Origin of the sequence: Sinorhizobium sp. B11 (assembly GCA_039725955.1) — a bacterium.
Lineage (GTDB): Bacteria > Pseudomonadota > Alphaproteobacteria > Rhizobiales > Rhizobiaceae > Rhizobium.
The window spans coordinates 2,047,941-2,073,980 of the sequence record CP091034.1; the positions used below are offsets into that span (position 1 = coordinate 2,047,941).

28 protein-coding genes and 1 riboswitch are annotated in these 26,040 nt (G+C 61.2%); of the genes, 18 read left to right on the forward strand and 10 right to left on the reverse strand.

The features are described from left to right. Nucleotides 1-39 precede the first annotated feature (39 nt). Nucleotides 40-232: riboswitch (cobalamin riboswitch) on the reverse strand. A gap of 152 nt (nucleotides 233-384) precedes the next feature. The 3 genes from LVY75_19945 to LVY75_19955 all read left to right on the forward strand — a co-directional run bounded on the left by LVY75_19945 (nucleotide 385) and on the right by LVY75_19955 (nucleotide 3,757). Continuing rightward, on the forward strand, nucleotides 385-1,809 hold the full coding sequence (locus tag LVY75_19945) for a DHA2 family efflux MFS transporter permease subunit (protein ID XAZ25766.1): 1,425 nt from the start codon (nucleotides 385-387) through the stop codon (nucleotides 1,807-1,809). Between the two features lie 241 nt (nucleotides 1,810-2,050). Beyond that, on the forward strand, nucleotides 2,051-3,118 hold the full coding sequence (locus tag LVY75_19950) for a 3-deoxy-7-phosphoheptulonate synthase (protein XAZ25416.1): 1,068 nt from the start codon (nucleotides 2,051-2,053) through the stop codon (nucleotides 3,116-3,118). A gap of 90 nt (nucleotides 3,119-3,208) precedes the next feature. Beyond that, nucleotides 3,209-3,757 carry a hypothetical protein gene (locus LVY75_19955; protein ID XAZ25417.1) on the forward strand — a complete coding sequence of 183 codons (549 nt, stop codon included), beginning with the start codon at nucleotides 3,209-3,211 and terminating at the stop codon, nucleotides 3,755-3,757. Between the two features lie 45 nt (nucleotides 3,758-3,802). On the opposite strand, the gene LVY75_19960 is transcribed toward LVY75_19955, so the two are convergent. The 3 genes from LVY75_19960 to LVY75_19970 are packed head-to-tail and all read right to left on the reverse strand — an operon-like array spanning nucleotide 3,803 to nucleotide 6,533. Continuing rightward, nucleotides 3,803-4,636 (reverse strand): hypothetical protein, encoded by an 834-nt coding sequence (locus LVY75_19960; protein XAZ25418.1) that lies wholly within the window; start codon nucleotides 4,634-4,636, stop codon nucleotides 3,803-3,805. Between the two features lie 27 nt (nucleotides 4,637-4,663). After that, nucleotides 4,664-6,343 (reverse strand): NAD+ synthase, encoded by a 1,680-nt coding sequence (locus tag LVY75_19965; protein XAZ25767.1) that lies wholly within the window; start codon nucleotides 6,341-6,343, stop codon nucleotides 4,664-4,666. A gap of 1 nt (nucleotide 6,344) precedes the next feature. Continuing rightward, a complete protein-coding gene (locus LVY75_19970) occupies nucleotides 6,345-6,533 on the reverse strand; it encodes a hypothetical protein (GenBank protein XAZ25419.1) in 189 nt (62 codons plus the stop codon). Between LVY75_19970 and LVY75_19975 the strand changes: the two genes are divergently transcribed. The 8 genes from LVY75_19975 to LVY75_20010 all read left to right on the forward strand — a co-directional run bounded on the left by LVY75_19975 (nucleotide 6,532) and on the right by LVY75_20010 (nucleotide 15,679). Continuing rightward, nucleotides 6,532-7,068: a DUF1003 domain-containing protein gene (locus tag LVY75_19975; protein ID XAZ25420.1), complete on the forward strand. Its 537-nt coding sequence runs from the start codon at nucleotides 6,532-6,534 to the stop codon at nucleotides 7,066-7,068. The genes LVY75_19970 and LVY75_19975 overlap by 2 nt on opposite strands. Before the next feature lie 126 nt (nucleotides 7,069-7,194). Further along, nucleotides 7,195-9,927, forward strand: coding sequence for a helix-turn-helix transcriptional regulator (locus tag LVY75_19980; protein XAZ25421.1), 2,733 nt, complete (start codon nucleotides 7,195-7,197; stop codon nucleotides 9,925-9,927). Nucleotides 9,928-10,007: 80 nt separating this feature from the next. After that, entirely contained in the window at nucleotides 10,008-10,541 is a 534-nt protein-coding gene (locus LVY75_19985; GenBank protein XAZ25422.1) for a transporter, read from the forward strand. Nucleotides 10,542-10,606: 65 nt separating this feature from the next. Beyond that, nucleotides 10,607-11,245, forward strand: coding sequence for a helix-turn-helix domain-containing protein (locus tag LVY75_19990; protein ID XAZ25423.1), 639 nt, complete (start codon nucleotides 10,607-10,609; stop codon nucleotides 11,243-11,245). After that, nucleotides 11,242-12,477 (forward strand): MFS transporter, encoded by a 1,236-nt coding sequence (locus LVY75_19995; protein ID XAZ25424.1) that lies wholly within the window; start codon nucleotides 11,242-11,244, stop codon nucleotides 12,475-12,477. The genes LVY75_19990 and LVY75_19995 overlap by 4 nt, the downstream gene beginning before the upstream one ends. A gap of 79 nt (nucleotides 12,478-12,556) precedes the next feature. Continuing rightward, a complete protein-coding gene (locus LVY75_20000) occupies nucleotides 12,557-13,351 on the forward strand; it encodes an aminoglycoside phosphotransferase family protein (GenBank protein ID XAZ25425.1) in 795 nt (264 codons plus the stop codon). A gap of 330 nt (nucleotides 13,352-13,681) precedes the next feature. Beyond that, on the forward strand, nucleotides 13,682-14,512 hold the full coding sequence (locus LVY75_20005; GenBank protein ID XAZ25768.1) for an alpha/beta hydrolase: 831 nt from the start codon (nucleotides 13,682-13,684) through the stop codon (nucleotides 14,510-14,512). A gap of 225 nt (nucleotides 14,513-14,737) precedes the next feature. After that, nucleotides 14,738-15,679 (forward strand): MBL fold metallo-hydrolase, encoded by a 942-nt coding sequence (locus tag LVY75_20010; GenBank protein XAZ25426.1) that lies wholly within the window; start codon nucleotides 14,738-14,740, stop codon nucleotides 15,677-15,679. A 60-nt stretch (nucleotides 15,680-15,739) separates the two neighbouring features. Here LVY75_20010 and LVY75_20015 read toward each other — a convergent pair whose 3' ends face one another. Then, on the reverse strand, nucleotides 15,740-16,138 hold the full coding sequence (locus LVY75_20015; protein ID XAZ25427.1) for a GFA family protein: 399 nt from the start codon (nucleotides 16,136-16,138) through the stop codon (nucleotides 15,740-15,742). A gap of 140 nt (nucleotides 16,139-16,278) precedes the next feature. Between LVY75_20015 and LVY75_20020 the strand changes: the two genes are divergently transcribed. Further along, nucleotides 16,279-16,575 (forward strand): hypothetical protein, encoded by a 297-nt coding sequence (locus tag LVY75_20020; protein ID XAZ25428.1) that lies wholly within the window; start codon nucleotides 16,279-16,281, stop codon nucleotides 16,573-16,575. A 47-nt stretch (nucleotides 16,576-16,622) separates the two neighbouring features. Further along, nucleotides 16,623-16,811 (forward strand): hypothetical protein, encoded by a 189-nt coding sequence (locus LVY75_20025; protein XAZ25429.1) that lies wholly within the window; start codon nucleotides 16,623-16,625, stop codon nucleotides 16,809-16,811. Between the two features lie 19 nt (nucleotides 16,812-16,830). Here the strand turns inward: LVY75_20025 and LVY75_20030 are convergent, their stop codons facing one another. Next, nucleotides 16,831-17,292, reverse strand: a complete 462-nt coding sequence (locus LVY75_20030; protein XAZ25430.1) for a DUF4440 domain-containing protein — start codon at nucleotides 17,290-17,292, stop codon at nucleotides 16,831-16,833. Nucleotides 17,293-17,476: 184 nt separating this feature from the next. On the opposite strand from LVY75_20030, the gene LVY75_20035 reads away from it, so the two are divergent. Further along, the gene (locus LVY75_20035) at nucleotides 17,477-18,226 is read left to right on the forward strand and encodes a hypothetical protein (GenBank protein ID XAZ25431.1); all 750 of its coding nucleotides are present in this window, start codon (nucleotides 17,477-17,479) and stop codon (nucleotides 18,224-18,226) included. Nucleotides 18,227-18,320: 94 nt separating this feature from the next. On the opposite strand, the gene LVY75_20040 is transcribed toward LVY75_20035, so the two are convergent. Beyond that, complete coding sequence (locus LVY75_20040) at nucleotides 18,321-18,731, reverse strand: NUDIX domain-containing protein (protein ID XAZ25432.1); 411 nt, start codon at nucleotides 18,729-18,731, stop codon at nucleotides 18,321-18,323. 128 nt (nucleotides 18,732-18,859) lie between these two features. On the opposite strand from LVY75_20040, the gene LVY75_20045 reads away from it, so the two are divergent. Then, on the forward strand, nucleotides 18,860-19,342 hold the full coding sequence (locus LVY75_20045; protein ID XAZ25433.1) for an HIT family protein: 483 nt from the start codon (nucleotides 18,860-18,862) through the stop codon (nucleotides 19,340-19,342). Beyond that, a complete protein-coding gene (locus LVY75_20050) occupies nucleotides 19,339-20,097 on the forward strand; it encodes an NUDIX hydrolase (protein ID XAZ25434.1) in 759 nt (252 codons plus the stop codon). Before LVY75_20045 ends, LVY75_20050 begins: the two co-directional genes overlap by 4 nt. Here the strand turns inward: LVY75_20050 and LVY75_20055 are convergent. From LVY75_20055 to LVY75_20065, 3 genes are all read right to left on the reverse strand, one after another. Continuing rightward, the gene (locus LVY75_20055; GenBank protein ID XAZ25435.1) at nucleotides 19,978-20,427 is read right to left on the reverse strand and encodes a hypothetical protein; all 450 of its coding nucleotides are present in this window, start codon (nucleotides 20,425-20,427) and stop codon (nucleotides 19,978-19,980) included. The two genes, LVY75_20050 and LVY75_20055, sit on opposite strands and share 120 nt — an antisense overlap. Then, nucleotides 20,420-21,424, reverse strand: coding sequence for a tyrosine--tRNA ligase (gene tyrS / locus LVY75_20060; GenBank protein XAZ25436.1), 1,005 nt, complete (start codon nucleotides 21,422-21,424; stop codon nucleotides 20,420-20,422). The genes LVY75_20055 and tyrS overlap by 8 nt, the downstream gene beginning before the upstream one ends. Nucleotides 21,425-21,618: 194 nt before the next feature. Then, a complete protein-coding gene (locus tag LVY75_20065; GenBank protein ID XAZ25437.1) occupies nucleotides 21,619-22,095 on the reverse strand; it encodes an NUDIX domain-containing protein in 477 nt (158 codons plus the stop codon). 78 nt (nucleotides 22,096-22,173) lie between these two features. Between LVY75_20065 and LVY75_20070 the strand changes: the two genes are divergently transcribed. Continuing rightward, on the forward strand, nucleotides 22,174-22,986 hold the full coding sequence (locus LVY75_20070) for a hypothetical protein (protein XAZ25438.1): 813 nt from the start codon (nucleotides 22,174-22,176) through the stop codon (nucleotides 22,984-22,986). A gap of 117 nt (nucleotides 22,987-23,103) precedes the next feature. Here the strand turns inward: LVY75_20070 and LVY75_20075 are convergent, their stop codons facing one another. After that, nucleotides 23,104-24,477, reverse strand: a complete 1,374-nt coding sequence (locus LVY75_20075) for a 3-deoxy-7-phosphoheptulonate synthase class II (GenBank protein ID XAZ25769.1) — start codon at nucleotides 24,475-24,477, stop codon at nucleotides 23,104-23,106. Between the two features lie 257 nt (nucleotides 24,478-24,734). Here LVY75_20075 and LVY75_20080 point away from each other — a divergent pair, with 257 nt between their 5' ends. Further along, nucleotides 24,735-26,018, forward strand: a complete 1,284-nt coding sequence (locus tag LVY75_20080; GenBank protein ID XAZ25439.1) for a pilus assembly protein TadG-related protein — start codon at nucleotides 24,735-24,737, stop codon at nucleotides 26,016-26,018. Nucleotides 26,019-26,040 lie beyond the last annotated feature (22 nt).

Consider the following 26,040-nt stretch of genomic DNA (forward strand, 5'->3'; position numbering starts at 1 on the left):
TCAAATCCCCAACAACGCAACCGCCCGCCGTCCGCGCGGGTTGGGTCTATCTTGCCAGGCCGGTCTTCTGACTCGGCGTCCTCCGCTTGGCCGCTGCCTTCCCGGCCGAAAAGCCAGTGGCGTAGTTTGAACGGCGAGCGTCGGCCTTACAGCGTTGGGCACGTCCCGGTCTTTCACCGGATTCCCGATTCTCCCGCTGGTGACAGCGGGCACCTGACAGGCGATCTATGGCGCGGAAAGGGCATGGCCGCAAGCCACATGCGACATTCATTTCGTGGACAGGTTGAAAATGCTGGCCTAGAACGAGACCCTGATCCGAGCGGCGCCACTGGCGCCGAATCCCTTCTCCTTGCATCCCGGTTGCCCGTGTCCCGCCTAACGCCGATGATACTTGCGGTCGCCCTGTTCATGGAACAGATGGATTCGACCGTGATCGCCACCAGCCTGCCGGCTATAGCGGCCGATATCGGCACTTCGCCGATCGCGCTGAAGCTTGCGGTAACCAGCTACCTTGTGGCGCTTGCGATCTTCATTCCGATCAGCGGCTGGATGTCGGATCGCTTCGGCGCGCGCAACATTTTCCGTCTGGCAATCTTCGTTTTCATGGCCGGTTCGATCGCCTGCGCCTTTTCCAATTCCATCGCCGCCTTCGTCATTTCCCGCCTCATCCAGGGCGCCGGCGGCTCGATGATGACACCGGTCGGGCGATTGCTGCTGGTGCGCGGCACACCACGTCACCAGCTGGTGAATGCCATGGCCTGGCTCACCATTCCGGCGCTGATCGGCCCGATCATGGGCCCGCCGATCGGCGGCTTCCTGACGACCTATTTGAGTTGGCACTGGATTTTCTGGATCAATGTGCCGATCGGCATTATCGGCATTGCGCTGGTCACCCGCTTCCTGCCGGCAATTGAGCCACGCAGCCCGAAGCCGATGGATTTTCCGGGTTTCTTCCTGTCCGGGATCGGCTTTGCCGGTTTCGTCTTCGGCATATCCGTCATCAGCCTGCCGGCCGTTCCCGTCATTTACGGCTATGTCACCGTCGCGGTCGGCGTCCTCTCCGGCATCCTGTATTTCGTCCATGCCAGGCGCACGCCGCATCCGCTGCTTGATCCGAAAATGTTCCGCTACCCGATGTTTCGGGCGGCGATCCTCGGCGCCTCGAATTTCCGCATGGGGCTCGGCGCGCTGCCCTTCCTCATGCCGCTGATGCTGCAGCTCGGTTTCGGTCTAACACCGCTGCAGTCTGGCTCTGTCACCTTCGTCAGCGCACTCGGCTCCATGGGCTCGAAATTCGCTGCAACCCGCACCTATAACGCCTTCGGCTTCCGCAACGTCATCGCCCTCACTACCTTCCTTGCCGCAATCTTCCTCGGCGTGAACGGCCTCTTCACTGCTGAAACGCCGATCTATCTCATCATGGGCTCTCTTCTCGTCGGCGGACTGCTGCGCTCCATGGCCTTCTCAGGTGTTAACGCCATGGCCTTCGGGGATGTCGACGAGGCCGACAGCAGCCAGGCGACGGCCATCAATGCCGTGGCGCAGCGCATCTCCATGGCCATGGGTGTTGCAGTCGCAGGGACGATCCTGGAAGTGTCCGCGAGCTTCCACGGCGGCCAACTCACGGTCACCGATTTCCATATCGCCTTCTTTATCGTGGCAGGGATTTCCTCGCTCGCCTGCATCACTTTCCTGCGCCTGCCCGCCAATGCCGGCGATGACATGACGACACGCCGCGCCAAGCATGGACATGCCGAAGCGGCTGCGCCGGAAGATGCCCAGAGAGAGGCAATGGCCGAAAGCCGATAAAACTTCACAGGCCTGTCATTTTTCCTCACAGAATCCACGTGACAATTCCAATTCGCATGTCTACATAGGCGGCATGTCGATTTCGTCCGTTTACGCATCGCGATTTTATTCGTACCGCTGCTTCCAGCGGATGCGGGTCTGTGCGTAACCGAAACTAACGCGACGACACACCCGAACAGCCGCTAGTCAACCTGGCGGCTTTTTTGTTCCGCCACGGTATGACCAAACAGGAGAGCATACCGTGACTGACACTATTGATGATCTGCGCATCGTCGAGATCACCCCGCTGACCAAACCTGCCGATATTATCAAGGAAATCCCGCGTGACCGAGCGGTGACCGAGACCGTGACCGGCACGCGCGACACGATCCATAATATCCTGACGGGCAAGGACGACCGCCAGCTGGTCATCATCGGTCCCTGCTCGATCCATGATCCGGCAGCCGCCCGCGAATACGCCTCCCGCCTCGTTGAGCAGCGACGACGCCTCTCCGGCGATCTCGAAATCGTCATGCGCGTCTATTTCGAAAAGCCCCGCACCACCGTCGGCTGGAAGGGGTTGATGAACGATCCGCATCTCGACGGCAGCTACCGTATCGAGGAAGGTCTGCGCCTCGCCCGCCGCCTGCTGCTCGACATCAACGCCATGGGCCTGCCGGCCGGCTGCGAATTCCTCGATACGATCACGCCGCAATACATCGCCGATCTCGTCAGCTACGGCGCCATCGGCGCGCGTACGACCGAAAGCCAGATCCACCGTCAGCTCGCCTCGGGTCTCTCCTGCCCGATCGGCTTCAAGAACGGCACGGACGGCAGCGCGCGTGTCGCGCTCGACGCGATCATGGCGGCTTCCCAGCCGCACCATTTCCCGGCTGTCACCAAGGATGGACAGGCAGCGATCGCCTCCACCCGCGGCAACGAGGACTGCCACATCATCCTGCGCGGCGGCAAGCGCCCGAACTATGAGGCAGCCGACGTCCAGGCCGTCATCGCCGAGGCAACCAAGCTCGGTGTCGACCCGCGCATGCTGATCGATGCCAGCCACGCCAACAGCGGCAAGGATCCGATGAACCAGCCGAAGGTCGTCCACGACGTCGCCGGCCAGATCGTCGCCGGCAACGATCACATCAAGGGCATGATGATCGAGAGCAATCTCGTCGCCGGCCGTCAGGACCTCGTTCCCGGCAAGCCGCTCGTCTACGGCCAGTCGATCACCGACGGCTGCATCGGCTGGGACATGTCGGTCGACGTTCTCGAGGATCTGGCTCAGGCCGTCCGTGATCGCCGCAAGGCCGCTGTTGCGGCTTGATAGGCAGCATCAAGCGCGGCGGGCAGCACCCGCCGCCTGTTTACAAAATGGCTTGTGGAGTCGGTGACATCAATGCAATCGTAACGCCTTATGATTGAATATTTTAAGGACAAAAACTTGATTGCCGCTCCTGCTCGCTTACTTTTTGCCTGCTGCATAGCGTTAACCTTAGGATTCAATGCCGAGCTCGCCAACGCTGACACAGCTGATAGCCCAAGTGTTTTTAAACTGGGTAGTTCACTAGATGAGGCCCGTCGCATCTCAAGCGAGCGGGGTTGGAAGGTGAGAGTGCTTTCACCCGACCTTCCCGGTCAATGGTATGTTGATGGGGCAGAGGTTAATCTTTTCGTCTGCGATAACAACAACAAGATTGCCAGCGTTTCAAAAACTCGAGATGGAGGCGTTGATGAGTTCGCCTCGATCGTGTCCTATTCATTTACATCCAAATATGGTCAACCGAAGACGACAGTCGTGGCGTTTCCGCTCGGACAAACCACTGTCTCAAGTATCGATTCAACATTCGCCCCTTCCGAAGGCGAGTCTGTTCGGGTGCAACTCCAAAGTATCGGAGGGCACTCAAGAATTACTGTGCACCGCGCTTCTGAAACACCGTGCCCAGCGGAAAACGGACCCCGCTAATCAGTTATCTCCCACCACCCCATCATCAAATGGCGGTGCGCCCTCTCAAGATCTCACCGGAAAATACCGCACATAGGCGAATTCCTCGCCATCCGGCGACCAGTTCGGCACGTTGATCGTGCCCTGCCCGCCAAAAAGCTCGAACAGTTCCGTCAGGTTGCCGCCATCCATGTCCATCATCCTGAGGCGCACATTGAGATCGCGCGGATGATCGAAAACGTCGGGGTCGTAGGAAAGGATCAGCACCTTGTCATTGTCCGGTGATGGATGGGCGAACCAGTTGCCGTAATTGTCCGATGTCACCTGCTGGAGACCCGTGCCATCGGGGTGGATGCGCCAGATCTGCATCAGCCCGGTACGGCTCGAATTGAAATAGATCCACTGCCCGTCGGCCGACCAGTCCGGCCCGTCGTTGCGGCCCTCGCCATGCGTCAGCCGCTTCTCCTCACCACCATTGACCGAGATCGTATAGATATCGAAGACGTCGTTGCGGATACCGCAATAGGCAAGCTCGCGCCCGTCTGGCGACCAGCCGTGCCAGTAGGAGGGCAGGTTCCTGGTGATCAGACGCGGCTTGCCGCCTTCGATCGGCAGGATGTAGATCGCCGACTTGCCGAATTCGGTCTTGTCGGAAATGACGATCTGCTCGCCATCGGGCGATATGCCGTGGTCGTTGTTGCAATGGACCGCAAAGCCGGTATCGACACGCTCCACCAGGTCGCTGCCATCGAGACGCAGGCGATAGAGCAGCCCGTCGCCATTGATCAGCAGATAGGCGCCGTCGCGCGAGAAATTCGGCGCCTCGACCAGCGCTTCCGTCTGCCAGATGACACGGCTTTCGCCCCGCCGCACATTGTAGATTTCAACTGAGCTGCGCATTCATCCCTCCCAGATATTTGAAGCGTCTCAGCGATCCCGGAACCGGTTGGTGATCGGGTAGCGCCGGTCGCGGCCGAAATTCTTCTTCGTGATCTTCACGCCCGGTGCCGACTGGCGGCGCTTGTATTCGGCGAGATAGAGCAGATGCTCGATGCGGTGCACCGTCTCGACGTCATGGCCGCGCGCCACGATCTCCTCGACCGCCATTTCCCGTTCGACCAGGCATTCAAGAATGTCGTCGAGCGCTGGATAAGGCGGCAGCGAATCCTGGTCCTTCTGATCCGGGCGAAGTTCGGCCGACGGTGCCTTGTCGATGATGTTTTGCGGAATGACCACGCCCGAAGGGCCGAGCGCATCCGGCGGCACATTCTCGTTGCGCCAGCGGGCGAGCGCATAGACCTGCATCTTGTAGAGGTCCTTGATCGGGTTGAAGCCGCCGTTCATGTCGCCGTAGAGCGTCGCATAGCCGACCGACATTTCCGACTTGTTGCCGGTGGTGACGACCATCGAGCCGAACTTGTTGGAGATCGCCATGAGGATGACGCCGCGGGCGCGGCTCTGCAGGTTTTCCTCGGTGATGCCGCTGTCTGTGCCCTCGAAGAGATTCGAGAGTGCGGATGAAAAGCCAGCAACCGGTTCTTCGATCGGAACGATGTCATAGCGGCAGCCAAGCGCCTTGGCGCAATCAGCGGCGTCCTTGAACGAATCCTCCGATGTATAGCGGTATGGCAGCATCACCGTGCGCACCCGCTCTTCGCCGAGCGCATCGACGGCAATCGCCGCGCAGATCGCCGAATCGATGCCGCCGGAAAGCCCGAGCACGACATTCTTGAAGCCGTTCTTGTTCACATAGTCGCGGAAACCGAGCAGGCAGGCGCGGTAGTCGGCTTCTTCGCTCTCGGGTATGCGCGCCATCGGCCCTTGCGAGCAATGCCAGCCGTTTTCGGTGCGTTTCCAGGTCGTCACGGCCAGTGCCGTTTCGAACTGGCTGAGCTGGAAGGCGAGCGACTTGTCGGCATTGAAGGCAAAGCTTGCGCCATCGAAGACGAGCTCGTCCTGGCCGCCGAGCTGGGCGGCATAGACCATCGGCAGCCCGGTTTCGATTACCTGCTTCAGCACGACCTGATGGCGGATATCGACCTTGCCGCGATAATAGGGCGAACCGTTCGGCACGAGCAGGATTTCCGCCCCGCTTTCGGCCAGCGTCTCGCAGACGCCGAGATCGCCCCAGATATCTTCGCAGATCGGAATGCCGATGCGAACGCCGCGGAAATTCACCGGCCCCGGCATGGCGCCCTGGTCGAAGACGCGCTTCTCGTCGAACTCGCCATAGTTGGGCAGGTCGATCTTGTCTCTGACGGCGATCACCTTGCCGCCGTCGAGCACGGCGATGGAATTGTAGCGGCCCGTCTCGTCCTGGCGCGGGAAGCCGATGACGATGCCCGGTCCGCCATCGGCGGTATCGGCCGCAAGGCTTTCCACCGCTTTCCAGCAGGCGTGGATGAAAGCTGGCTTCAGAACGAGGTCTTCCGGCGGGTAACCGGAGATGAAAAGCTCGGTCATCATGAGGATATGCGCGCCCTGGCGGGCTGCATCAGCACGCGCCTCGCGCACCTTGGCAAGGTTTCCGGCGACATCGCCCACCGTGGGGTTCAGCTGGGCGATGGCGATGTCGAACGTATGGGAGAGAGCGTTTTCCTGTGTCATGTCATTCATTTAATCCGCCCCTTCGTGCACCGCAATAAGCGGCGTCAAAAGCCGTAACGATCTGCGGCGAAAAATTTATGAATGCTGACTCACACTTCTGTTTGCCTTGCGCGACGCCGATACGCATTGCAATTTGCAGCAGTGGCGGAATACTGCGCGCCAATTCGATCCATTCCCGGGACAATGCCATGTATAATCTTCCGAATTTCGTCCACCTGCATTTCGGCAAATCGGCCGAAGAACTGGGTGACATCGAAAAGCGCGTGCTGGCCAAGGCACATGAGCGCAAGATCATCTCCACCGACATCAACGCTGCCATTGCTGCCGAATCTTCCGTCGGCCAGCGGTTGGCGGATGGCATCGCCCGCGTCGGCGGCTCATGGTCTTTCATCCTCGCCTTCCTCGCCTTCCTCCTGATCTGGACGGTCATCAATACGGTCATCCTGATGACCCGCGCCTTCGACCCCTATCCCTTCGTTTTCCTGAACCTGATCCTCTCCATGCTCGCCGCCATCCAGGCGCCGATCATCATGATGTCGCAGAACCGTCAGGCTGAACGCGACCGTTTCGAAGCGGCCAAGGATTACGAGGTGAACCTGAAGGCTGAACTGGAGGTGCTCTCGCTGCATCAGAAGATCGACATGCGGGTTCTGACGGAACTGACCGCGCTGCGCGAAGACGTCTCCCGGCTGAACGCCATCCTTGGGGAACGCGGACAGGCTTGACGCCGCTAAAATAGCGTGGCCTTAAACATCTGAAATCCCCTTGCAATTCCCGCCCTGCCGCTGCGTTTCATTTGACAGGGCGCTGCCATTGGGATCAACCTGCCGGCACCACGCAAGGGGCCGGGTTTGGAAGAAGAGTTTCACTTCGGCGCATTTTCGATCGTGCCCGCCAGGCGCAGCCTGATGCGGGACGGTTCTGCCGTGCCGCTCGGTAGCCGCGCCATCGACATACTCCTGTTTCTGCTCCATCATCCGGGCGAGTTGAAGACCAATGCCGAGATCGTCAGGCAGGTCTGGCCTGAGACTTTCGTGGATGAGGCCAATTTGCGCGTCCATGTTTCGGCGCTGCGCAAGGCATTGGGCGACGTCAGGCGCGAGCCGCAGTTCATCGCCAATGTGCCGGGCCGCGGCTATACGTTCATCGCTCCCGTCAACCGCCGCAGCAATGGCGCTGAGCCTGCCGCCGCCTCACCGATACCTCAGAAATCCCGTCCGGAACGCCTGCCTGGGCGCATCTTCGGCCGCGAACAGACGATCGCGGCCGTGGCCGGACAGCTTGCCAAGAGCCGGCTGGTGACGATTGCCGGTCCTGGCGGCATCGGCAAGTCCACCGTCGCCCGCGCCCTGATTGCGCGCGGCGGCTTCGAAGGCGAAATCGTCTGGATCGACCTGTCGGAAGTCGCGACCGGAAATCTTGTGCCCACCGTCTTGGCGTCTGCGCTCGGCATCCTCTCCCGCAGCGATGACATCGTCAGGGAAATCGCCGTCCATCTGCAGCCACGCAACCTCCTGCTCGTGCTGGATAGCTGCGAGCATGTCGTGGCCGATATCGCCGAGCTTGCCGAGGATCTGCTCGCGGAAGCGCCCGATCTGCATATCCTCGCCACCAGCCGTGAGCCGCTGCGCGCCGATGGCGAACGCGTTCACCGCCTGCTGCCCCTCGACCTGCCGGCGTCAGGCGTGACGGCGGAAGCTGCTCTCGTCTCGCCCGCCGTCCAGCTCTTCGTCGAACGCGCCGATGCCTGCCTCGGCGGTTACGAACTGACGGATGAGGATGCCACCGATGTCGTCGATATCTGCACGAGGCTCGACGGTATCGCGCTGGCAATCGAGCTTGCGGCCGGCAGGCTGGAGGCGATGGGCATTGCCGCCCTCTCCCGCTCGCTGTCCGACTGTTTCCGGGTATTGACCCGCGGCCGGCGCACGGCCCTGCCGCGCCACCAGACGCTGCGCGCCACGCTCGACTGGAGCTATCTCATCCTGTCGCCGCAGGAGCAGCAGGCCCTGCGCGAACTCTCCGTCTTCCGCGGCCGCTTCAGTGGCAGGGCCGCAGGTGCCGTGCTCTCCGGCAGCGAGCCAGAGGATCTGCTTGCCGCCCTTGTCGCCAAATCGCTGGTCGTGGTCGAGAACGCGACCGACGAAACGCTTTACCGGTTGCTGGATACGACGCGCCTCTATGCCGGTGAGAAGCTTGGCGCATCGGGCGAACTCCCCGGCGCCATGGCCCGCTTCTCCACTCATCTCTCCGTCGCGCTCGAAAGCGCCGAGCAGGATCTCTACGCCGCCCTGCCGGAGGAATGGCCTGACGATTTCGCCCAGCAGGTTCCGGGTTTGCGCGCAGCCGTCGACTGGGCCTTCGGTCCATCCGGCGACGCGTTGCTCGGCGTGCGCCTGACGGTCGCTGCCCTGCCACTCTTCTTCCGCCTGTCGCTGCTTGACGAATGCCTGGCGGCGCTGACCCATGCGATCGCCTTTCTCGATGCCCGCCACGGCCTGGATGAGAGGAGCCGCATGAAGCTCTATGCCGCACTGGGCTGGCCGCAGCTGCGCGCCACCCATGCGCCGGAACTTGGCGTCGCTGCCTGGACGACCGCCAGGCGCATTGCCGAGGAGCTCGGCGATATCGACCATCAGTTGCGCGCCATCTGGGCGCTCTGGGTCGACATGCTGAACCGCGCCGAGCCGCGCCAGGGACTGGAGCTGGCGGCGCGTTTTGCAGCCCTTGCTCCCTCCTCCTCCGATCCGAGCGATATTATCATCGGCAGGCGCATGAGGGCCGCAACGCTGCACTGGCTCGGCCGCCATGCCGAAGCCCGCGATGAGCTTCTGGCCATGCTGGCCGACTACGAGCATGTGCCGCAGGCGCGCCACTCCGTACGCTTCCAGTTCGACCAGCGCGTGACGGCGCGCATCATCCTGGCCCGTTGCCTCTGGATGTCGGGCGACGAGAAGGCCGCGCTGGACGAGGTCGAAGAGACCATGCGCTACGCCCGCGAGATCGGCCACAACCATTCGATCAGCAATCTGCTCGCCGAAGCCGTCTGCCCGCTTGCGCTTCACTCCGGCAATGACGAAGAAGCCGCGAACGCGATCCGGCTGCTGCGCGACCATACCAAGGCCCTGTCGCTCGATGTCTGGCACACCTATGCCGATGGATTCGAAGCGGAGCTGCATCTGCATGCCGGCGAATACCGGCTCTGTCTCGCAAAGCTGCGTCCGGCGATGGATATCCTCGATCGCGCCGGATTCAATCTCTTCCGCACCTACTTCCAGTCCATCGAGGCGCAAGCCCTCTCCGGCCTCGGCCAGCATATAGAGGCCGGCAGCGTAATCGATGCTGCACTTGTCCATTGCGATGTCTCGGGCGAGCGCTGGTGCCTGCCCGAACTCCTGCGGGTGAAAGCGCTGGTCACCGCAAAGGGACAAGGCCCGGACGCACTGGATGCCGCTTCGGCGATCCTCGAAGTGGCACGCACAGCTGCAAGACAGGATCGCGCCGCCGGCTGGGAACGTCGCATCAACCTCGATCTCGAAGCCCTCGGTCATGAGCCGGCGCAGCTTTCGGGTGCTGCAGGCTGACCCCTTTACACCGATTTACAACGATCAACTCGTCCGCCACTCGCCATCCGTGCATCATTGCCCTTCAAGAGGAGCATGCCATGGACGGCGACATACCCATCCGTATTCTGATCGTTCTCGCCATGGATGGAGATAGAAGCGAGGTCCGGATCTCATGCCTCGCGCCGGCCTATTATCTCTTCAGAGACGCACATGCAGAGGTCGTCCTGGCAACCCCGTCGGGCGGATTCCCTGATCTGACCAGCGAATTGCGTCAGACCACGCATCCGGAACCATCGACCCGCCGCTTCCTCGCCGACCGCGCTGCCCGAGATGATCTCGCCGATACGCTACATCTCGGCCAGATCGTGACGGAGGATTTCGATGCTGCCTTCTGTATCGGTCTTTCCGGCCCGCTCTGGTTGGCCGATGGCGTTGCAGCCACGATCCGTACTTTCCTGACCTCGGGCAAGCCCGTCGCCATCGTACCCGGCAGGCATCTGGACATAACACCTGAAGGTGCTTCCGCCGGTCTTCTGATCCTCGGTGATAGCGAATCCTCTCCGCTTCTTTCGGCCCATGCCTTGCTCAAGGTGGCGCTGGAACGGCGCAACGCCCGGGCTCCGGCCGACTGAAAGCCTCTCTCAGAGTTTGCAAAGAAACATTTGCAAAGAATCGTTTGTGATATTAGGCTGTCGTCATGAAACCGCCAGTCCCTACACAAGCGTCAGCCACCTCGCGTAACGTCCGCGAGATCGTTCCCGATGTCACCGCTCTGAAGGCGCTCGCCCATCCGGTACGCCTGCGCATGCTCGGCATGCTGCGCATCGATGGTCCCGCAACGGCAACCCAGCTTGCCGCGCGCCTCGGCCTAAACAGTGGTGCCACGAGCTACCACCTGCGCCAGCTCGCCCAATATGGTTTCATCGAGGACGCGCCTGCGACATCGCGCCGGGATCGCTGGTGGAAGGCTTCCCACGAGATCACCTCGGTGCGACCGGCGGAAAGCGAAGGTGAGGCTTTCGACATGGACGTCGCCTTCGCGCAGGCGATACTCTCCCAGCAGGTCGGCCAGATGCAGAAGGCCGCCGAGGAATATGCCGAACTGCCGCTCGAATGGCGCAAGGCCAGCACCGCAAGCGACATCGTCATTCGCTTGACCGCCGAGAAAGCCGAAGCCCTGACGACGCGGCTGAACGAGTTTCTCATGGAAGCGATGCGTGAAGCCCCGGCCCTTGGCGAGCCACTGCCCGCCGACACGGTGCCTTTCACTGTCATGCTGCACGCCTTTCCCTATCCGGGCCGCCTGCCGTATGGCGAGGAAGAGAGCGAGCCATGAGCCGCAGCCCCTTTGTCGCGCTCGCAGTTGCAGAAATGCTCTCCCTTTCGGGCACGCGCCTCTCGGGCATCGCCATTCCCTGGTTGGTACTGAGCACCACAGGCAGCGCCATGCTGACCGGCATCGTCGCTATGATGGAAATGCTGCCCTATGTCGTCGCCAAGGCGCTCGGCGGCCCCATGATCGATCGTGTCGGCCCCAAACGCGTTGCCATCATCTGCGACAGCGCCTCGGTGATCACGGTCGGTCTCGTGCCGCTCCTGCATCTCCTCGACCTGCTCACCATGCCGATCCTACTGCCGACTGTCTTTGTCATGGGGGTGCTGCGCGGCCCCTCCGATGCTGCAAAACAATCCATGGTCCCCGATATTGCCGGGCTTGCCGCCGTACCGCTGGAACGCGTGACCGGGGTCATCGGCGTCATCGACCGCCTCGCATCGACGGTGGGTGCGGCAGGTGCCGGTGGGCTGATTGCCCTTGTCGGGCCGAGCCAGGCGCTGGTGGTCAACGCCGTCACCTTCGCCGCTTCCGCGCTGATCGTCGCTATCGGCATTCCTGCAATTCGGCATGCAGTGAAGTCCGCAGCATCCGGCATCAAGGCCTATGGGCGGGAACTCGCGGAAGGCTGGCACTTCATGCGGCGTGATGCCGTGCTCGTCGCAATCGTGCTGATGGTAGCGACCACCAACTTGCTCGATCAGGCCTACTATGTCGTCCTGGTTCCGGTCTGGACCCAGGGGGCCGGCCATGGCCCGGCCCTGCTCGGAACCCTGTTTGCCGTCTTCTCCTGTGCGTCGATGATCGGCGCTGCGATTGCCGCCATGATCAGCGAGCGCCTACCGCGGCTTGCCGTCTACACGGTCGCCTTTCTGTTGACGGGTTTCCCCCGCTTCCTGGTCTTTGCAATGGACTCCCCACTCGCCCTGATCTTCGCGATCCTCGCCATCGGCGGCTTCGCCTCGGGCTTCCTCAATCCCATTCTCACGGCTGTGCTTTTCGAGCGCATCCCGAAGCCGCTGATGGGGCGCGTCACCTCGCTGAATGCCGCACTCTGCTGGGCGCTCATTCCCTTCGGCGGCCTTGTCGGCGGCGCGCTGATCGATGGCTTCGGCCTCTCGGCCGCACTTTTCCTGACGGGCCTTGCCTATCTCGTGACGACGCTTGCACCGCTGGCACATCGCAGTTTCCGCGGCTTCGACAAGAGGCGGGCGGGTGACGTCGCGATCTCCTGAACAGATCGCAAGCGGTGCATGGGCAAAGGTGCCTGTTTCCGCTATTCGGTCACGAGCGAACCATGCCCGGGGGACGACGATGCCGATTTCAGAGGAAATCCCGCTTGCCGGCGGCAATGTCAATGCCGGCGTTGTCAGGGTTGGCAATACTGTCCGCCGTGCGATCGGCCCAAACAGCGGCAATGTCCACAAGCTCCTGGAGCAACTGGAGAGGCGAGGCTATGGCCATGCCCCGCGCTTCCTTGGCATCGATGCCAGCGGAAGAGAAATCCTCTCTTACATGGCGGGTTCTGCGACGATGCCGGACACGCTCTGGACGAATGATGCCGCGCTCGTCGAAGCCGTGGGCATGCTGCGGCAATTCCATGACGCGACGAAAGACCTTGATTTCGTACCCGATGGCAATTGGGCCTACACCTACCCCGTTGCCGACCGCAACGACGTGATCTGCCACAATGATTTCGCACCCTATAACATGATCTTCCGGGACGGCCTTCCGATCGCGATCATCGATTTCGATCTGGCGGGCCCGGGTCCGCATTTGCGAGACCTCGCCTACCTTGCATATTGGTTTGCCCCGCTTTCCTTTTCCTCCGAAGACCTGGCCGAGCACGCCGCCCGCGAACTTGCTTCCGGCAGCCCCCGGCTCAAGCTGCTCTGCTCGGTCTACGATACCAACGATCATGCCGCCCTGCTCGATATGGTGGCTGAGGTGCTGGAGCACATGGGTGATGAGGCGGCGGCCGAGAAGATGGTTGGCCGAGACGCCGCGGTCAGATTGCGCGACGGCGGCCACTTCGAGCATTGGCGCAGGGAAGCAAGATCATTCGAGGAGAACAGGCAGGCCGTCCGGCGCAACATGCAGCGGCTCTGAGAAGAAAAACCTGCTGATAACATATTGTGTTCATGAGGTAATTACGCCTAATGGCGCATTGCTGTCATTATTGCTTTGCATCAATTTACGACTGTTAACTCGCATCGCCGCCGGAAGTGGGTCAGCTTATTCTCGTCGAAGAGGCGCGGAGAAGCCCACACGGAGGCGATCATGCCCACAGCTGAGAATGAACGCAGCATTGCACTGACAGCGGATGCCACACGGCGGGACGTTCTTCTGACAGGCGGCGCGGCCATTGCGGCCCTCGCCCTGCCGAAAACCATGCTTGCCGCAACCAGTTCAACATCATCAGAAAATCGGAGCCAGACCATGCCTTTCATCAAGACCAAGGACGGAACTGAAATCTTCTACAAGGATTGGGGTTCGAAGGATGCCCAGCCGATCGTCTTCCATCACGGCTGGCCGCTCAGCTCCGACGATTGGGACGCACAGATGATGTTTTTCCTCGAAAAGGGTTTTCGCGTCATCGCCCATGACCGCCGTGGCCACGGTCGCTCCACCCAGACATGGGAAGGCAACGAGATGGACACCTATGCGGCTGACGTTGCCGCACTGACCGATCACCTCGATCTCAAGAATGCCGTCCATATCGGCCACTCGACCGGCGGCGGCGAAGTCGTCCACTATGTCGCCCGCGCCAAGGAAGGTCGTGTCGCCAAGGCCGTGATCATCGGCGCCGTGCCGCCCATCATGGTCAAGTCGGACAAGAACCCCGGCGGCCTGCCGCTCGAAGTCTTCGACGGCTTCCGCGCAGCCCTCGTTGCCAACCGCGCCCAGTTCTACCTCGATATACCCACCGGCCCCTTCTACGGCTTCAACCGTCCGGGCGCCAAGGTCAGCCAGGGCGTGATCGAAAACTGGTGGCGCCAGGGCATGATGGGCGGCGCCAAGGCCCATTACGATTGCATCAAGGCCTTCTCCGAAACCGACTTCACCGAAGACCTTCAGAAGATCACCGTGCCCGTTTTCGTCATGCACGGCGATGACGACCAGATTGTCCCCTATGCCGATTCCGCGCCGCTCTCCGCCAAGCTGCTCAAGAACGGCACGCTGAAGACCTATCCGGGCTTCCCGCACGGCATGTGCACCACGCACCCGGAAGTCATCAACCCGGACCTGCTGGCCTTCATCAAGGGCTGAGTTCTCTCGAAGAGTTGCCGGCGCGCCCTTGTGGCGCGCCTTTTTCTTCCTGATCTGCGGTTGTCGCCGTCGTCAGGGAATGGTTGTCCGGTATGGTGACCCGGCATCAGCCGTAAAGAACTGAAAATCAATGTAAATAATTGATAATATTGAATTTTATAGGCGAAGTCCTATCGTTGTGCTGTTATTGTCTCCTCATGGTGATACCGACGAGGAGACGAGCAGATGAACAATCCGGATAATCTCGGCCTGTCGGCCACGCGCCGTCAGCTTCTGGCCGGCGCCCTCTCGGGCGCGGCGGCCCTTGTCCTGCCGCGCGGCACCTATGCGGCGGCGTCCTATCGCTTTACGCACGGCGCCTTCGATATCACTGTCGTCAGCGACGGCTTCATCACCCTGCCCGCCGAAGTCCTGCTTCCCGACGCGACGCCGGAAGAGCGCCGGCCGATATTGGCGCAGCTCGGCGGCGACGCGGCGGGTGCGCCAGTCCAGGCCAATATTCCGCTCATCCGCCATGGCAGCGACTTGATCCTCATCGATAACGGCTCCGGCACGCATTTCCAGGCAAGCGCCGGCAAGCTCGCCGCCAACCTGAAGGCAGCAGGCATCGAGCCGGAAGCCATCACCAAGGTGATCTTCACTCACGCCCATCCGGATCATTCCGGCGCAACGACCCTGGCCGGTGGCAAGCTGCTCTATCCGAATGCCCAGTATTTCGTCAGCGAAACAGAATGGAACTTCTGGACCGACAAGGACTACGAGACCCATATGCCCGCCGTCCTGCACGATTTCGCCCGCGGTGCGCAGCGTGATCTCTTTGCGGTGAAGGACCGGCTCACCCTCGTCAAGCCGGGTCAGGAAATCCTGCCTGGAATGCAGGTGATCGAAACATCGGGCCACACGCCAGGCCATATCTCGCTGGAACTGGCCGGCGACGGCAATCTCCTCATCACCGGTGACGCCTGCACCAATGACGTGATCTTCTTCGAGCACCCCGCCTGGCATTTCGGCTTCGACACAGATCCCGAAACCGCCCTGAAAAACCGCCGGATGCTTCTTGACCGCGCTGCTTCGGAAAAGATCAAGCTGCTCGGCTATCACTGGTCCTATCCGGGCGTCGGTCATGCCGAACGCAAGGACAGCGCCTACCGCTTCGTGAAGGCCTAAAGCAATTCCAGCAAAGGCGTGTAGCGGTTTTGCGTAGGGAATTGCGTGAATCAAAAAGCTCTACGGCCGTCCCGCAGCATATTGCGGAACGCCATCTGGAATCTCGTAGAAATCGCCCTTACCGGCACAGAAGATATGATAGCCGAAGCTGAGCCCGTTCTGTTCGTCGAAAGCGCCGGCCAGGATGGAAATAGCCGGCCCGCCCAGCCTTTGCCAGAACAGTGCCGAACCGCATTGCGAGCAGAAACCGCGCCGGGCCTCATCGCTTGACTGATACCAGCGCAGGTTTTCCTCGCCTGTTATCGTGACGGCCGAAACCGGCACGTCGGCCGAGGCATAATAGAGCCCTGTCTGTCGCCGGCACTGCGAGCAATGGCAGCCGACCAGGACATCGGGCCTCTCCCGCGCTTCGAACCGCACTGCGCCGCACAGGCACCCGCCCGCATGATGTTCGTTCATGTCCGTTCCCCCTGAAATAGTCCGGAGAGTGACGTCGGCACAACAGCCAGTCAAATCCAAAGCGCTGATCAAAGGCTTCAGGAAAACTGAAGCGTTGGAGCAGAGCATCATCAGTTGCAGGGCGATATGTCGATGCCAGAATGATGGATATCCTTTCGGCTGCCGCAATCGCCGCCAACCAGAAGAAGCAGGTGGCCGTCAACCTGAGCGCCGCAGTCCCCGGCATTGCCGGCGCGAAACTGACGCTCGCGATCGGGGAGCCGCCGAAGGAAATGGCCTCCAACGCCGTCGGCACCACGGGTGCAGTCGTGCGCACCGCCCAGGTGCGGCTTGCATTTGATCTGAATGTTCTTGGCATCAGCTCGATTGCCGGCATCAAGCTGCGCAGGACATTTCCGCCAAGACCATCAAAAATGTTTCGACCAGGGACACGCTGACCTCGACGGTCACCAGCCTGCTTACCAATGCCGACATCCAGGTCACCATGCTCGGTCTCGGTATCGGCCTGCCGAAGGCCGTCATCCAGGGCGCGGTCGCCGATACGCTGACCGGGCTTGCCAAGCCGCTCGACGAGCTGCTTGTCAACACACTCACCCTGCTCGGCGTCAAGATCGGCGAAGCCGATGTGCGGGTGACGGATGTTCACTGCGAGCAGTCGGTACTGGTGCAATAGCGATGAGCGCCGAACCGGCTCACCCCATCGGCGTGCCCTGATGGAAGACGATCTTCCAGCCATCGGCGGCCTGACGCCAGATGGTCGAATGGCGCGTTACGCGCTGCGGCTCCTCGAGAATGTAGGAGAGAAGGAAGAGCCTGTCCGCCAGCACCGTGATGGTGAAATCCCGGCAGGGCCAATCATGCGGCTCTGGCCCTTTCTCGTAGCGCGCAAGCGACGTTTCGATCGCATAGCCGCGCTGATAGACTTTTCCGCTCGCACCGATCTGCCAGAAGTTGCTATCGGTCATCCGTTCGAGATCGGCACGCGACGTGCCGAATTCGCGCCGGTGAAAGATCGGCTCGCGGGCCGCGAGTTCTCCAAGAATATGGTCCAGATCCATGTCGCTCATGCCGGCAGAATGCATGGATGAAGCGTTGCTCGCAAGGCGAGCAGCCGGTTTGACAAGCGCTGGTCCCGCGGATACGACGTCAGCCATGAGTTCCAACAGCGCGCATCTTTTCCGTCTCGACCGCACCTGCCCGCAGGTTGCCGTTCTGCGCGCTTTTGGCGGACGAGGTCTCCGCGTCCAGCCGTAACGTCCGGATGCCCTGATGCGTCCGGCGAACTGCTGGACGTAAAGCCCCCATCCTTCTGTTAGGGCTGCCAGGGAGACAGGCACCGTGCTCAATCTTTTCAATGTCAATTCGCTCGTCCACTGGGAAGAGCGCGAAATCAACATGCGTGACCACATGGTCCGTTTCTTTTCCGAGGAGGTGCGAACCTTCCTCCGAGCGGTCAACCCCGCGTGGGATGTCAGAAGGGTCGAGGCGCCGGCGCTGACGCCTCGCGCCCTCATTTCGGACGCCTACACCAATGCCGATATCTGGGCGCAGGAGCAACTGACCGAGACCGAGGCGCCGCTCGTGCTGAGGCCGGAAACGACGCCCTCGACCTACGTCTACATGCAGCACATTCTCGGCAATCATTCGAGGACGCGTCTGCCCCTCTGCGTCTGGCAGGCCGGCCGATCCTACCGGCGCGAGCAGGAGCAGCCGACCAAGCACATGCGCCTGAAGGAGTTCTGGCAGCTGGAATTCCAGTGCGCCTACACGGCTGACAGCGGCAACGACTATCATGCCGCTGCGCTGGAGCCCGTGCGCCGAATGATCGCCGCGCTCATCCCGCTGCCGACCCGCATCGTGCCTTCCGACCGGCTGCCCGCCTATTCGCAGACGACAGTCGATGTGGAGGTGGATAACGGCGACAAGTGGATGGAAGTCTGCTCTATCTCGCGCCGCACGGATTTTCCCGAGCGCTACAGGACGCTGCCGAAAAAGGGCCCGGCTGTGGAACAGGATGTTCTCGTGCTGGAAATCGCCATCGGCCTTGATCGCTGCGTCTACAACTGGGATCTTGCGACGAGCCTGTAAGACATTGCGGGCCGCGTTTATTCAGGAATCCGGCCCGCACTTTAAATATAGATATATCTATATATATTGTCCGGTCTCAGGCAATTGACTTCGATTAGCCACGCATATCACCGGCCAGAGACTGTTCTTGAATCTCGTGGAAGATCGAACACCATTGTGGGTGGCCCAAATCGTCCAGCGCCTCGGCCTGAACGGGCGTGGCCCACTGCGCCGCCGTATGCTCATCTCCCAGCAATACAGGTTCTCCACCCTGCCATTCGCTCACGAGGAAGAGATGATAGATGGTGTCTTCCTCGGGCTGCTCGGCGAGCTTTCGAAATCGGGATGGGGTCAGGCCAACTTCCTCTTTTGCCTCGCGCACCATTGCCGCCGCGGGGCTCTCGCCGGCTTCAACATGGCCGCCGACCAGATCCCAGCAATCAGGAAAGCGCTCTTTGTGCCCTGCACGTCTGACCAGCAGAACCCGGCCTTCCCGCCAGAAAATGGCGCATGCAATTTCAGTCAAGACATTCCCTCTCGGTGCGTCCGCAATTTGCCCGACAAGAAGCGAAAGTCACGGCCCTTGCCGAAGCACGTCATCGTCAGCCAATTTGCGAATCTGCGCGCATGCCCACGCAAGAGAGGAAGGCATCCTTGGAAATTCCTGCACAGTTCCATGTGTCCGAAACATCCGGCTGGCTGGTGAACCATCGCATCAATTCCGCCCTGCCGGGCTATCTCATGGTCAGTTCGCGAAGCTTCACCAACGATCTTGCAGACCTGTCGGCTGAAGCCTTGTGCGAGCTCGGCCCGTTATTGGCGAAAGCTCAGCATGCCCTCGGTAAGGTGCTCGGCGCAAAGCGCGTCTATATTGGCCGCTACGGCCACTCGCCCGGCTTTCCCATCCACTTCCACATCATCCCGATCTACGACTGGGTGGAAGACCTCTTCTGGCAGGATCAGCGCTACCGTCTGCTGCAGACCTTTGCCGAAGGCCCGGGCGAAACCCCGACCGATGGGGCCGAGCTGACCTTCTTCATCTGGCGCGAATTCTGCGAGCGGGCCGAGCCGCCACCGATAAAGGGGCCATCTGTTGCCGAGACGATCGAATTGCTGAGAAAGACATTGCGCGCATGACATTCGCAGACCAGGCATTCACAATATCAGTCGATCATATTCATTGCCGTTGCGCCGGAACCTTCCGGCTTTCCGAGCCGGTCGAGGCGCTGCGGCGGGCCGGCTGGGATCGCTTTCTCGAAAGACACCCAACGGCCTTCGACGGGCAGCTCCTGCGCTTGGCCGAGCATCGCATCGAGAATGGCGGATTGACCATCATGGCCCAAAGCACGAGCTTCTCCGCCTATGTCGTGACCCGCCATGCCGGCTTTGCCGCGGAGCACCCTGACGCCGAGCGCTCCGATCCGCTGGGGCTCACCATTATCCTTGTTACCGCGGACCAGCAGGTGATCGTCACCAAGCGGAGCCTGACTGCGGAGCAGAATCCAGGCGCCCTTTATCTGATCGGCGGTTATGCGGAGCCGGGTGCCAGCGAAGAAGTCGATCTCTTCGACGAGGCGGCCCGCGAACTTGCCGAGGAGGTTGCCGTCACCGATATCGATCGCTCCACCGCCTTCGCGATCGGCCTCGCCTACGATCCCGTTCATTGCCACCCCGAGCTTTTCATTCTGGCATCGAGCCGCTCCACATCAGCCGCGATCCTCGATGGCGCCCATCATGCACCAGACCGCAACGAGGCGGCCGAACTCTTCGCGTCACCGCTGAGTGATATCCTGAACGACGATGGTTTCCTGCCCGACGCGCCCAGGACATGGAGCTTCGTCAAGGCCCGGTCTTTCCTGCAGCGGCATTTCCGTCAGCACCATGCCCTTTGACATCGGCAAGCGGGCCGCCTGCCGTGTGAGGCAGCCCTTTCGCGATGGCATTACGGTTCCGGCCGCAACAGCACATGTTTTCTTCCGGCCGACCGACAGGCGGATGACGCCCTCCTCCATGTCGGTATCGGTAAGCCGCATGGCTTCATCGGACACGTTGCTGCTGTTGACACGCACGCCGCCGCCGAGGATCAGCCGCCGCGCCTCGCTTTTCGACCTTGCAAGCCCTGATGCGACAAGCGCATCCGGCAGCGGCAGGCCCTGGCGCAGCAGATCGCCCTCGATGGCAACCGTCGGCAATCCTGCAGCGGCCTCGCCCTCTTCAAACATGCGGCGAGAGGTCTCGGAGGCTTGCGTCGCCGCGTCTGCGCCATGGCAGAGCCGTGTCACCCGCGTCGGCAAGCACCTTCTTCGCAACATTGATCTCGGAGCCGCGCAAAGCTTCCAGGCGCGCAATCTCGTCAAGCGGCAGCTCGGTGAAGAGCCGCATGAAGCGGCCGACATCGGCATCCTCGGTGTTGCGCCAGAACTGCCAGAATTCGTAGGGCGACAGCCGATCTGCATTCAGCCAGACCGCGCCCGATGCGCTCTTGCCCATTTTCGCACCCGACGCGGTCGTGAGCAGCGGCGCCGTCAAACCGAACAGCGTTCGCCCGCCGGCACGCCGCCCGAACTCGACGCCGCTGAGAATATTGCCCCATTGGTCCGAACCGCCGAGCTGCAGCAGGCAGCCATGCGTTTCGGCAAGCACGTGAAAGTCATAACCCTGCATGACCATGTAGTTGAATTCGAGCAACGAGAGCGATTGCTCTCGCTCCAGCCGCTGGCGCACGCTCTCGGAGGTCAGCATCCGGTTCACGGAGAAATGCGGACCGACATCGCGCAGGAAATCCAGGTATTTCAGGCTACCAAGCCAGTCGGCATTGTTGACCATGAGCGCATCTGTCGGCCCGCCGCCGAAGGTCAGGAACCGCTCGAAGATGCGCCGGATGCCGGCGAGATTGGCGGCGATCTGTTCTTCGCTGAGCAATGGCCGCGACGTATCGCGAAAGCTCGGATCGCCGAGCCGCGTCGTGGCGCCGCCCATCAGCGCGATCGGCCTGTGGCCGGTCTTCTGAAACCAGCGCAGCATCATGATGGGGATGAGATGCCCGACATGCAGGCTGTCGGCCGTGAGGTCAAAACCGTTATAGGCTGTCGCGATCCCGGTGCCGAGCCGGTTGTCGAGGGCTTCGAGATCAGTGCACTGCTGGATGAATCCGCGCTCCGCGAGAACGCGCAGAAACTCCGATCGAAGCTTGATGGAAGGCTGAAAATTGATGGTCATGAGGGTCTCCAGTGGGGCCGTGAGGCCGGAGACCTTCTGCTGAAACACGCGCCGCCGACCGTGCGGCGTTCGGGTTTCGAATAGATGACCGTCACCGCTCTATGGGAGCAGCGCGTAATACAGGCCGGACAGGGTCGGTACACGGGTCATGCGCAATGCATACAGGGCGCGTGGTGTCACGACAAGGGCCTCGGTCAGCGTCTCATGGCGATAGGCAACGCAGGCTGCGAGACTGCGGTCTTCATGAGATCGACGATACCATCCGGGAAAATGACGTCGGCACTGGCAAGCAGTTCTTCCGTCGACCACCAGTGGTGATCCGCCATGACCTCTCGTTCCAGATCCGTCCAGCCGCTATCGGAGATCGCCCCACGCTCGGTCCGCACCACAAAAAACTGCTCCTCGGCGCGCACCATCTCGCCATTGTGGAGCTGAAATTCGAAAGACCGGCTGCCGATCGATGATCCCACCTGATCCACATGGAGGCCGGTTTCCTCCGCGAGTTCGCGCAAGGCCGCGGCCTCGAACGTCTTGCCCTCCTCAAGCCCGCCGCCCGGCGTCGCCCAATATTGCCGCCCCGCAAGCGCGCCCGATCTGAAGACGAATTTGAAAAGCAGGACGCACCCGAACTGATCGAGCAGAAGCAGCCGCGCGGCCGGACGTGTTCGCATCAAACTTACCTCTTGTGTCATCGCTCATGAGAATGGCAATGGAAGAAAATCGCAACCTCCGGTGAAAAAAAGCATCAGATGCTTCGTTTCGGCTTTCGCTTCGCAATCGTCGTCTTTCTGACCCTGCTCACACAGATCGGCGGTCTCGCTTATCTCGTCGGCATCGTGGTTGCACGCCTTTGGGCCGTGCGTAGATTTGTGCCGAAGCTCGCAATCTTCCTGCTCGTCTATACCAGCCTGACGATTGTCACCAGCATCGTCGCGCCGATCTTCGGGCGTGTTCCCCTGTCCTGTCTGGCAGACGCTGCAGACAAGCTTGTCGTCCGCTCACCGGTCTACTGCGCCCTCAATCGAAATTATGTCACGCCTGCAGTGCGCAATCTGGCCTATGCCCTTGCAGACAATATGGACAGGCAATTTCCCGGCACGACAACGATCGCACTGGATGCCAATTTCCCCTTCCTGACCGGCTTTCCGCTGCTGCCGCATTTGTCGCATACTGACGGCAGGAAGCTCGACTTCGCCTATTATTACGAGGATTCCAGCGGTAATTTCCTTGATGATGTCACCCGCTCACCAATCGGCTATTTCGCTTTCGAACAGCCCGCCAATAGTGATGAGCAGCCATGCAAGGGGCGGAACGACTGGCTGACGGGGCGTTTGGACCTCGATGTTCTCCAGCCGCTGTTTCCTGCCTACCGGCTTCAGAAGCAACGGACGGTGGCGGCGGTGAATTGGCTCACCACCGAGGGCGTGAGCCGGTTCGGAGTGGAGAAGGTATTTCTTGAACCGCATCTGAAAAAAGCGCTCGGCATCACCGACGATCATGTGCGGTTTCAGGGATGCCGCGCTGCGCGTCACGACGACCATCTTCATGTTCAGTTGCGGTGAAGCCCTCGCCTCCCTTATCGGTGGGCTTATCACAGGGGGTACTGGCGATGCCTGTGACTCCACAAACAAAAAGCCCGGCTCTAGGCCGGGCTTTTCAAACTCTATCGGCTAATCGCCTCAGGCCCTTGCGGCCATCCGCTTCTCGTCACGCCCGCCCTTCATGCGCTCGGCCAGCAGGAAGGCCAGCTCGAGTGCCTGGTCGGCGTTGAGGCGCGGGTCGCAATGGGTGTGGTAGCGATCCTGCAGGTCCTCGGCCGTGACGGCGCGGGCGCCGCCGGTGCATTCGGTTACGTCCTTGCCGGTCATCTCGATATGGATGCCGCCCGGGTGCGTGCCTTCGGCACGGTGGATCTGGAAGAAGCTTTCGACTTCCGAGAGGATCCGTTCGAAGGGCCGCGTCTTGTAGTTGTTGAGCGTGATCGTGTTGCCATGCATCGGGTCGCAGGACCAGACGACCTTCTTGCCCTCGCGCTCGACGGCGCGGATGAGCTTCGGCAGGCTGTCGGCGACCTTGTCATGGCCGAAGCGGCAGATCAGCGTCAGGCGGCCGGCTTCGTTGGCCGGGTTCAATGCGTCGATCAGCTCGATCAGGTTGTCGGGCTGCAGCGACGGGCCGCATTTCAGGCCGATCGGGTTCTTGATGCCGCGGAAATATTCCACATGCCCGTGGTCGAGCTGGCGGGTGCGATCACCGATCCAGATCATGTGGCCCGATGTGGCGTACCAGTCGCCGGAGGTGGAGTCGACGCGGGTCAGCGCCTCTTCGTAACCCAGCAGCAGCGCCTCGTGGCTGGTGAAGAAATCGGTCTCGCGCAGGCTCGGATTGTTTTCCGAGGTGATGCCGATCGCCTTCATGAAATCCATGGTTTCGCTAATGCGGTCGGCGAGCTTGCGGTAGCGCTCGCCTTGCGGGCTGTCCTTGACGAAGCCGAGCATCCACTTGTGCACGTTGTCGAGATTGGCGTAGCCGCCCATCGCAAATGCGCGCAGCAGGTTCAGCGTTGCGGCCGACTGGCGGTAGGCATCGAGCTGGCGCTCCGGGCTCGGGATACGGGATTCCGGCGTGAATTCGATGCCGTTGACGATATCGCCGCGATAGCTCGGCAGCGAAACGCCGTTCTGCGTTTCCATCGGCGCCGAACGCGGCTTGGCAAACTGGCCGGCGATGCGCCCGACCTTCACGACGGGAAGCTGGGCGCCAAAGGTCAGCACGACGGCCATCTGCAGGAAGGCACGGAAGAAGTCTCTGATATTGTCGGCGCCGTGCTCCAGGAAGCTCTCGGCACAATCGCCGCCCTGCAGCAGGAAGGCATTGCCTTCGGCGACATTGGCAAGCGCGCTCTTCAGGCGGCGGGCCTCACCGGCAAAAACCAGCGGCGGATAGGTGGAAAGCGTGGCTTCAGTCGCCGCCAGTGCGGCCGCGTCGGGATATTCCGGAACCTGCTGGATTGGCTTGCTCCGCCAGCTGCTCGGGGTCCAATTCTGTGCCATGTCGCTCATCTGCTTCCCCACCCGGTTTACCCGGATGCCTGCCCGTTAAAGAATGCGGCGGCTTATAAACCTTTCGGCTTCCCTTGCCTAGTAGCGCGTTCGGCGCCCCGAAAGAGTTTCCATCGCCGGCTCGCAGCGTCACTCCGGTTGCGCCAGTCCGACGTCGAACCTGGCGTTAAGGCGATATATACCATGCTATTTTCCGGCTAATTTAGATTTCGTATGTAAAGCAGACCCTAATAATATAGGGGTTGAGCATGGGTATCCTTTCGTCCGCGTTCCTTTCGGACCGATCCGGCAATTTCGGCATCATGACGGCGTTGCTGATGGTGCCGCTGGTAGGCTCTGCCGGTCTGGCGCTGGACTATGCCCATGCACTGAGCCTGCGCACCGAGCTCTATGCCGCGGCCGATGCTGCAGCCGTCGGCTCGATTTCCGAAAAATCGGATGCGGTGGCGGCTGCCATGACCATGCAGGGAGACGGCACCATCTCTGTCGCCAAGACCGATGCCCGCAGCATCTTTTTCTCGCAGATGTCCGGCGAGTTGACCTCGGTGGCGGTGAATCTGAGCATCGACGTCACCAAGACGGCCAACAAGCTCAATTCGAAGGTCACCTTCAGCGCCTCCGTACCCACCACCTTCATGCATATCCTCGGCCAGGACTCGATCACCATATCGGGCTCGGCGACGGCGGAATATCAGACCGCATCCTTCATGGATTTCTACATCCTTCTGGATAACACGCCGTCCATGGGTGTCGCCGCAACGCCGACCGACGTTTCCAAGCTGCAGGCCAAGACCGGCTGCGCCTTCGCCTGCCACCAGATGGACCAGGCCTCCAACAATTACACGATCGCCAAGAGCCTCGGCGTCGCCATGCGTATCGATGTGGTGCGCCAGGCAACCCAGGCGCTGACCGATACGGCCAAGACAGAACGCGTCAGCGCCGACCAGTTCCGCATGGGCGTCTACACCTTCGGCACCAAGGCAGAGGATGCCAAGCTGACGACGATCTCAAATCTCACCTCGGATCTGACGACGGTGAAAAACTACACCAACGCCGTCGACCTGATGACCATTCCCTATCAGAACTACAATCAGGACCAGCTCACCAGCTTCGACAGTGCTATGACGCAGATGAACACCATCATCGATCCGGCCGGCGACGGCACGTCGAACACCAAGCCCGAAAAAATCCTGTTCTTCGTGTCGGATGGTGTGGGCGACAGCTACAAGCCTTCGACCTGCACCAAGAAGACAACGGGTGGCCGCTGCCAGGAGCCGATCGACGCGTCCTTCTGCAAGCCGCTCAAGGATCGCGGCGTCAAGATCGCCATTCTATACACCACCTACCTGCCGCTGCCGAGCAACAACTGGTACAATACCTGGATCAAGCCCTTCCAGAACGAGATATCCACGCGCATGGCCGCCTGCGCCTCGCCGGGCCTCTATTTCGAGGTGTCACCGACCGAGGGCATTGCTGATGCCATGAAGGCACTGTTCCTGAAGGTTATCCGCGCGCCGCGCCTGACGAGCTAAGCATGTCGCGCAGAACTGCGAA